The sequence below is a fragment of the Mycobacterium sp. genome, from assembly GCF_052145595.1.
GTDB lineage: Bacteria > Actinomycetota > Actinomycetes > Mycobacteriales > Mycobacteriaceae > Mycobacterium.
This window is the reverse complement of record NZ_JBKQOI010000207.1, coordinates 1-7,865: the sequence shown is the minus strand read 5'-3', so window position 1 is coordinate 7,865 and position 7,865 is coordinate 1. Positions and strand designations below refer to the sequence as shown.

Annotated in this window: 5 protein-coding genes and 2 pseudogenes; all 7 read left to right on the top strand. The window is 65.5% G+C overall.

Annotated elements, in window-relative coordinates:
• Nucleotides 1–154, top strand: a pseudogene (locus tag ACLP4W_RS18890) (molybdenum cofactor guanylyltransferase); the annotation flags it as partial.
• 1,119 nt (nt 155–1,273) lie between these two features.
• Nucleotides 1,274–1,831, top strand: coding sequence for a transglycosylase family protein (locus ACLP4W_RS18885; RefSeq protein WP_442388513.1), 558 nt, complete (start codon nt 1,274–1,276; stop codon nt 1,829–1,831).
• A gap of 142 nt (nt 1,832–1,973) precedes the next feature.
• On the top strand, nt 1,974–3,230 hold the full coding sequence (locus ACLP4W_RS18880; RefSeq protein WP_442388511.1) for a saccharopine dehydrogenase family protein: 1,257 nt from the start codon (nt 1,974–1,976) through the stop codon (nt 3,228–3,230).
• Between the two features lie 144 nt (nt 3,231–3,374).
• Entirely contained in the window at nt 3,375–3,959 is a 585-nt protein-coding gene (locus ACLP4W_RS18875; RefSeq protein WP_442388509.1) for a DUF937 domain-containing protein, read from the top strand.
• 172 nt (nt 3,960–4,131) lie between these two features.
• Nucleotides 4,132–4,710, top strand: a complete 579-nt coding sequence (locus tag ACLP4W_RS18870) for a LysM peptidoglycan-binding domain-containing protein (RefSeq protein ID WP_442388507.1) — start codon at nt 4,132–4,134, stop codon at nt 4,708–4,710.
• A gap of 88 nt (nt 4,711–4,798) precedes the next feature.
• On the top strand, nt 4,799–7,456 hold the full coding sequence (locus tag ACLP4W_RS18865) for a valine--tRNA ligase (RefSeq protein ID WP_442388505.1): 2,658 nt from the start codon (nt 4,799–4,801) through the stop codon (nt 7,454–7,456).
• A pseudogene (locus ACLP4W_RS18860) lies at nt 7,453–7,865 on the top strand (dihydrofolate synthase); the annotation flags it as partial. The gene ACLP4W_RS18865 and the pseudogene ACLP4W_RS18860, both read left to right, overlap by 4 nt.

Below are 7,865 nucleotides of genomic sequence, written 5' to 3'. Positions count from 1 at the left end.
CCGAGCCGATGCGCTGGTGGCCGCCGGTGAGCGCTCCATGCGCGCCTTGGTCGGCGTATCGGACACTCAGCGGATCGTCACCTCTGATTCCCGTCCGCTGACCAACGTCAACACGGACGCCGAGCTGTGCGCGCTGGTGCGGCCCGGAGCCTGAGAGTTACCGCGCGCCGCGGAGCCGGCGACGCGCACATTAAATTAGCTCAAACGTGTCGCATAAATTTTGCGTAAAAATTTTTTGGCTTGTTGACAAAGAATAGTTCAGCAGGCCTTTTTGATATAACGCGTAATTTACGCTGAGCGTTTGTCGAAATTCCATCGGGCCCGCCCGATAATGGCGGCGGCGTGCGAGTTGATCGCGTGCCGTGTCGCGTTGGCGCGGTGGCGATTTCGAAAAAAACCGCGTATCGGATGCATACGGTCAAAAGTGCGCTCGCGTTCGAAGGTTATCCGGCAAATTGCCATGTCAAAATCGGAAGAAACACCTGGCCCCGTCGCGGGCCCTCTCGCGAGGCAGGCGGCCGTCGCAGCCGCCAGAACGGCGACTATGAACTGAAAGATGTTGGTGCAGAGCCAGATTAGATGAAATCCATCGCCAAGAAGGTCTTGCGCCGATGGCGACGGGGCGCTGGGTGCAAACTGTGCGGTGTTGACCGCGGGACCGTCGAAAGATATTGCTGTATTCGATATTTCGAGCTAATCGAGGCGTCATCCGGTTCGTCTGGGTGGGTCGGACGTCAGATCGGTGTTAGCTTGCGGTAGGCTGCGCCGGCTTGCCGCCGCCGGGTCCGGTCGAGTACTACGGGCGGCAGCTGTTCCGCAACACCGCAAATACGTGTCCCGAGTCACAAAATTGACGTGATTCGGGTCACAATTCAGCCGTGATCGCGGCTGGTGAGTTTATGCCGAAAAGGCATGTTTGACCTGCGATAATAACCACGCAATCGCGTCGTAATCGGTCCGTTATCGAACCGAGATATGCATTTCACGAAGATGACGGATTCGGTCCGGTCCCCTACGGTCCGTCTTAGCCCGAAACGGCTTAACCGAAAAGTAATCGAAAATTGAATCCACGGACCCGCGTGTGAGCGGGGGCTGCGGGCGCCATCGCCGTGCCGCAGCCGGCGGGTAGCACCCCGCTCGGGCAGATCACGCCCGCCGCTGTCGTGCCAGAACCAGACGGCACGTCCCAGAGCACCTATTCCGCAAGGACCAGGCACCTTCAACCCACCCCGTGGGTTTGCTTTGGCGCGCGCGCACCGCGAAAGGAAGAAATTTGAAGAACGTCCGCAAGACGCTCATCCTCGCTGCGATCGCGGGAACGCTCGCGAGCGTGCCGTCCGGGACCGCCAGCGCGAACCCGGGGTTTGACCCGAACGTTCCCGTCGCCGGGGCTGTCCCGGACGCGCCCCCGCCGCCGGCTCCGGATGCCCCGGCGCCGGCTCCCGTGGGCTTTGACCCGAACGTTCCTCCGCCGCCCCCCGTTCCGGACGCCCTGGCGCCGGTTGACGCACCTCCCGCGCCCGCTCCGGTGGGCTTTGACCCGAACGTCCCGCCGCCGCCGGCCCCGGACGCCCCGCCGCCGCCCCCGGCGCGCAAGGCGTACAGCGTGAACTGGGATGCCATCGCGCAGTGCGAGTCGGGTGGAAACTGGGGGATCAGCACCGGTAACGGCTACTCCGGCGGCCTGCAGTTCACGCCGGGCACCTGGCACGCCAACGGTGGCTCGGGTTCGCCCGTCGGCGCGAGCCGTGAGGAGCAGATCCGGGTGGCCGAGAACGTGCTGCACACCCAGGGCATCGGTGCTTGGCCGGTCTGCGGCAGGCGCGGCTGACGGTCTGAAAACCTGACCGCGTCTAGGTATTAGGTATAAGGAATGCCGGGCTTTCGCGGCCCGGCATTCCTTATTGCATCCCTTATTTCATCGCTGTTGCGGCCACGGAAGTACTTGACGTCCGTCCGGTAGCGTCGGGTCCGTGACCGCAACGCCGCGCGAATTCGACATCGTGTTGTACGGGGCGACTGGCTTCGTGGGGAAGCTGACCGCGGAATACCTGGCACGGGCCGGAGCGGGCGCGCGGATCGCGTTGGCCGGCAGGTCCCCGGAGCGGTTGCTCGCCGTTCGCGACACCTTGGGCGAGTCCGCGCAATCCTGGCCGGTGCTGACCGCGGATGCCGCTGCGCCGTCCACCCTGAATGACATGGCCGCCCGGACACAAGTCGTCATCACCACGGTCGGGCCCTATACCCGCTACGGGTTGCCGCTGGTCGCCGCGTGCGCGGCGGCGGGCAGCGATTATGCCGACCTTACGGGTGAGCCGCCGTTCATCCGCGAGAGCATTGACCTGTACCACAAGCAGGCCGCCGACACCGGCGCCCGAATCGTGCATGCCTGCGGCTTTGATTCCATCCCTTCGGATCTGAGTGTGTATGCGCTGTACCGGGCGGCCCGAGACGACGGCGCCGGCGAGCTCGTCGACACCAACTTCGTCGTGCGTTCGTTCGCCGGCGGGGTGTCCGGCGGCACCATCGCGTCGATGCTGGAGGTGCTCGATGCCGCCTCCGGCGACCCCGAGGTACGCCGCCAGCTTGCCGACCCGTACACGCTGAGCACCGACCGCGCCGCCGAACCTGAACTCGGCCCGCAGCCCGACATGCCGTGGCGGCGGGGTCGCCAGATCGCGCCGGAACTGACCGGGCTGTGGACGGGCGGATTCATGATGGCGCCGATCAACACCCGGATAGTGCGCCGCAGCAACGCGCTACTGGACTGGGCATACGGCCGCCGGTTCCGTTACAGCGAAAGCATGAGCCTGGGGTCGTCGTCTGTCGCGCCGTTAGCGTCCGCAGTTATCAGCGGGGTCGGCAACGCAACCAATAAAGTGGGCGGCCGTTACTTCCGGCTCCTGCCGCGCCGGTTGGTGGAGCGCGTCGTCCCCAAGCCCGGCACGGGCCCGAGTGCGGCAGCTCGGGACCGTGGCTACTACCGCGTCGAGACCTACACCACCACGACCACCGGCGCCCGCTATGTGGCGCGCATGGAGCAGCAGGGGGACCCCGGCTACAAGGCGACCTCGGTGCTGCTGGGGGAGTGCGGTCTGGCGCTGGCACTGAATCGCGACGAGCTGTCCGAACTGCGTGGTGTGCTGACTCCCGCGGCGGCGATGGGGGACGCGTTGCTGGAACGCTTCCCGGCCGCCGCCGTGTCACTGCGAACGGAACGGCTGAACTGACGCCGAAACTGACCCGGCATCGATTCGGTCGGCGGACCGTCGGGCACGAAATTCAATCCGCGGGAAGGCTGTCGGCCCAGACCACATGCGTCTAATGTCGTAGTCGACTTGGATCGACATCCCTTAGTGAAGGTGGACACACCGATGGCCGGTCTCGATGACCTGTACACCCTGATTCCCACGTCTGAAATCGCAAACAAGCTCGGCGCCGACCAAGGCGACGTGGACAACGCTGTCCGCACGCTGGTGCCGGCGTTGCTCAGCGGGCTGCAGCAGAACTCGGAGGATCCAGAGCACGCCAGCACGATCGAATCCCTCGCAAGCAGTCACGCCGCAAGTGGTCTACTCGACGTTGGTGGGGGCGCGGGTGAAGGTGGCGAGGGCGACGGGCACCAGGCGGTCGCGTCGCTCTTCGGCGGTAGTGGCGCCGACCAGGTCGCGGCGGCGCTGGCCGCTGGGGGGGCAGGTAATCGTGATCTGCTCAAGCAGTTGTTGCCCATAGTGTTGCCGGTCGTGTTGGCATACGTCGGAAGGCAGCTCGGTTCCGGCGGCCAGAGCGGTGCGCCGAAAACGGAGGCCGCCGGCGGTGGCGGGCTGGGTGAGGTTCTGGGCAGCATCCTCGGTGGTGGCTCGGCCGACAAATCGCTTGGCGGCATCCTCGGCAGCGTGTTGGGCGGCAAGGGAGGACTGGGCGACATCCTGGGCGGCCTGCTAGGCGGCAAGAAGTAGCGCAGCGCCGATCGGATTAGCCGGATTGTTCACGGGCAGTTCCCAAATGGTTTCGATTGCGTCGAATTCAAGGCTGTCCAGGACAAACCAAGATCAGTAGGCTCGCTTTATCGGACCAGGCAGTTACGTCTGCGCCCTGTAGGCCGGACGGCGATGATAAGAGGGGAATGTCATGACAGACACGCTCAGCGCAGGGCAAAAGCTCGTCCGGGGCGAATCGCTCACCTCGAGTAACGGTGCCTATACCCTGACTTTGCAAGAGGACGGCAACCTGGTTCTGGCCGCGCGCGGCCAGTCCCTGTGGGCCACCGGGACCGACGGCCAGGATGTGGTGCGCGCCGAGCTGCAACCCGACGGCAATTTCGTTGTGTACACGGCCGACAAACCGGTGTGGCACAGCAACACCCAGGGCAAGAAGAACGTCAGGCTCGTGCTGCAGGACGATCGCAACCTGGTGCTGTACTCCGGTGACGGACCGGCCTGGTCGACCAAGACCGAGACCGACGCCCCGCCACCGCCGGCGCCCGCCGCCGAGGAGGCCGAAGCCGCTCCCGAAGCCGTCGCGGAGCCCGTTGCTGAAGAAACCCCTGAACCCGCCGTCCGGACGTACACCGTCGAATCGGGTGACACGCTGTGGGCCATCGCGGAGCGCTTCTACGGCGACGGCAGCAAGTACCAGGTGATCGCGGACGCCAGCGGTATTCCGAATCCTGACCTGATCCAACCGGGTCAAGTGCTGACCATTCCCTGATCGTCGGGGGACGGTGCCGGTCGAATCCCTGTCACCCGGGGGTTCGGGCGCTTACACGCGCGCGAATCGGTCTCCCTAGAATTGACCGGTGACCGCCAGCCACAGCTCTGCCGCCGACTTGCCCAAGTCGTGGGATCCCGGCGCGATGGAGAACTCGATCTACCAGAAGTGGTTGGATGCCGGTTACTTCGCGGCGGACCCGGCCAGCGCCAAGCCCGCGTACTCGATCGTGCTGCCGCCGCCGAATGTGACCGGCAGCCTGCACATGGGCCACGCGCTCGAACACACGATGATGGACGCCCTGACCCGCCGCAAGCGCATGCAGGGCTACGAGGTGCTGTGGCAGCCGGGCATGGACCACGCGGGAATCGCGACTCAAACGGTGGTGGAAAAGCAGCTTGCGGTCGACGGCAAGACCAAGGAGGACTTCGGCCGCGAGCTGTTCGTCGAAAAGGTCTGGGATTGGAAGCGTGAGTCCGGCGGTGCCATCGGTGGCCAGATGCGCCGACTCGGTGACGGGGTGGAGTGGAGCCGCGACCGGTTCACCATGGACGAGGGACTGTCGCGGGCCGTCCGGACCATCTTCAAGCGGCTGTACGACGCCGGGCTGATCTACCAGGCCGAGCGGCTGGTCAACTGGTCCCCGATCCTTCAGACCGCGATCTCTGACCTCGAGGTCAACTATGTCGACGTCGAGGGCGAGCTGGTGTCGTTCCGGTACGGCTCGCTCGACGACTCGCAACCCCACATCGTGGTCGCCACCACCCGGGTCGAGACGATGTTGGGCGACACCGCGATCGCGGTACACCCCGACGACGATCGCTACCGCCACCTGATCGGTACCACCCTGGCGCACCCCTTTGTGGACCGGCAGCTTGTCATGGTCGCCGACGAGCATGTGGATCCCGAATTCGGCACCGGCGCAGTCAAAGTCACACCCGCTCACGACCCCAACGACTTCGAGATCGGGCTGCGGCACCAGCTTCCGATGATCTCGATCATGGACACCAAGGGCCGGATCGTGGACACCGGAACGCAATTCGACGGCATGGACCGTTTCGAGGCCCGAGCCGCGGTGCGCGAAGCCCTGGCGGCGCAGGGCCGGGTCGTCGAGGAGAAACGCCCCTATCTGCACAGCGTCGGGCATTCCGAGCGTAGCGGCGAGCCGATCGAGCCGCGCCTGTCGCTGCAGTGGTGGGTGCGGGTGGAGTCGCTGGCCAAGGCCGCCGGCGACGCGGTTCGTAACGGGGACACCGTTATTCACCCCGCCAGCCTGGAGCCGCGCTGGTTCGCTTGGGTCGACGACATGCACGACTGGTGTATCTCGCGGCAGCTGTGGTGGGGCCACCGCATCCCGATCTGGTACGGGCCCAACGGCGAACAGGTGTGCGTCGGTCCGGAGGAGACGCCCCCGGAAGGCTGGGAGCAGGACCCCGACGTGCTGGATACCTGGTTCTCGTCCGCGCTGTGGCCGTTCTCCTCGCTGGGCTGGCCGGAAAAGACTCCGGAGCTGGAGAAGTTCTATCCGACAAGCGTTCTGGTCACCGGCTACGACATTCTGTTCTTCTGGGTTGCGCGGATGATGATGTTCGGCACTTTCGTCGGCAACGACGACGCCATCACGCTCGACGGCCGTCGCGGCCCGCAGGTGCCGTTCACCGACGTCTTTCTGCACGGGCTGATCCGTGACGAATTCGGCCGCAAGATGAGTAAGTCCAAGGGCAACGTCATCGACCCGCTGGACTGGGTGGAGATGTTCGGGGCCGACGCGCTGCGATTCACGCTGGCCCGCGGCGCCAGTCCCGGTGGTGACTTGACCGTCGGCGAGGATGCGGTCCGGGCGTCGCGCAACTTCGGCACCAAGCTGTTCAACGCCACCCGGTACGCACTGCTCAACGGCGCACGGCTGGCGCCATTACCGCCGCTGGGCGAGTTGACCGACGCCGATCGCTGGATTCTCGGACGATTGGAAGAGGTTCGGGCCGAGGTGGATTCGGCCTTCGACGGCTACGAGTTCAGCCGGGCCTGCGAATCGCTCTACCACTTCGCATGGGACGAATTCTGCGACTGGTACGTCGAATTGGCCAAGACACAGCTCACCGAAGGCATCACGCACACCACCGCGGTGCTGGCCGCGGTGCTCGATACACTGCTGCGATTGCTGCACCCGGTCATCCCATTCCTCACCGAGGCGTTGTGGCGTGCCCTGACCGATCAGGAGTCGCTGGTGATCGCCGACTGGCCGGCGCCGTCGGGTATCGCCCTGGATCCGGTTGCCGCGCAGCGGGTTAGCGACATGCAGAAGCTGGTGACCGAGGTCCGCCGGTTTCGCAGCGATCAGGGTTTGGCTGACCGGCAGAAAGTGCCGGCCCGGTTGGCCGGTGTTGAGGGCTCGGACCTGAGCGACCAGGTAGGCGCCGTGACGTCCCTGGCGTGGCTCACCACACCCGGCCCGGATTTTCGCCCGTCGGTGTCATTGGAAGTTCGGCTGGGCCCCAGCATGGACCGCACCGTCGTCGTCGAGCTCGACACCTCGGGAACCATCGATGTCGCCGCCGAGCGCCGGCGCCTGGAAAAGGACTTGGCCGCTGCGCAAAAGGAGCTGGCGTCGACGGCCGCCAAACTGGCCAACACCGACTTCCTCGCCAAAGCGCCGGAACAAGTCGTCGCCAAGATCCGCGACCGTCAGCGCGTGGCGCAGGAGGAGACCGATCGGATCAGCGCGAGGCTGGCCGGGTTGCAATGAATGAGCCGCCCGAGTGGGGGCCGGAGCACCTTGAAGCAAACACTGCGGCGCCCACACCGGACGAGATCGCGTCCTTGTTGCAGGTCGAGCATCTGCTGGATCAGCGTTGGCCGGAGACGCGCATCGAGCCGAGCCTGACCCGGATCAGCGCATTGATGGACTTGCTGGGCTCACCGCAACTCGGCTATCCGTCGATCCACGTCGCGGGCACCAACGGTAAGACCTCGGTGGCGCGGATGGTCGACGCGCTGGTGACCGCGCTGCACCGCCGCACCGGCCGAACCACCAGCCCCCACCTGCAATCGGCGGTAGAACGCATCGCCATCGACGGAAGGCCGATCAGCCCGGCCCAGTACGTCGCGACGTATCGGGAGATCGAGCCGTTCGTGCAGATGGTCGACGCGCAGTC

Bases quoted from the DNA above. Each gene is read 5' to 3' on its own strand.
- ACLP4W_RS18875 (WP_442388509.1), top strand. From the start codon at position 3,375: ATGGCCGGTCTCGATGACCTGTACACCCTGATTCCCACGTCTGAAATC.
- ACLP4W_RS18870 (WP_442388507.1), top strand. From the start codon at position 4,132: ATGACAGACACGCTCAGCGCAGGGCAAAAGCTCGTCCGGGGCGAATCG.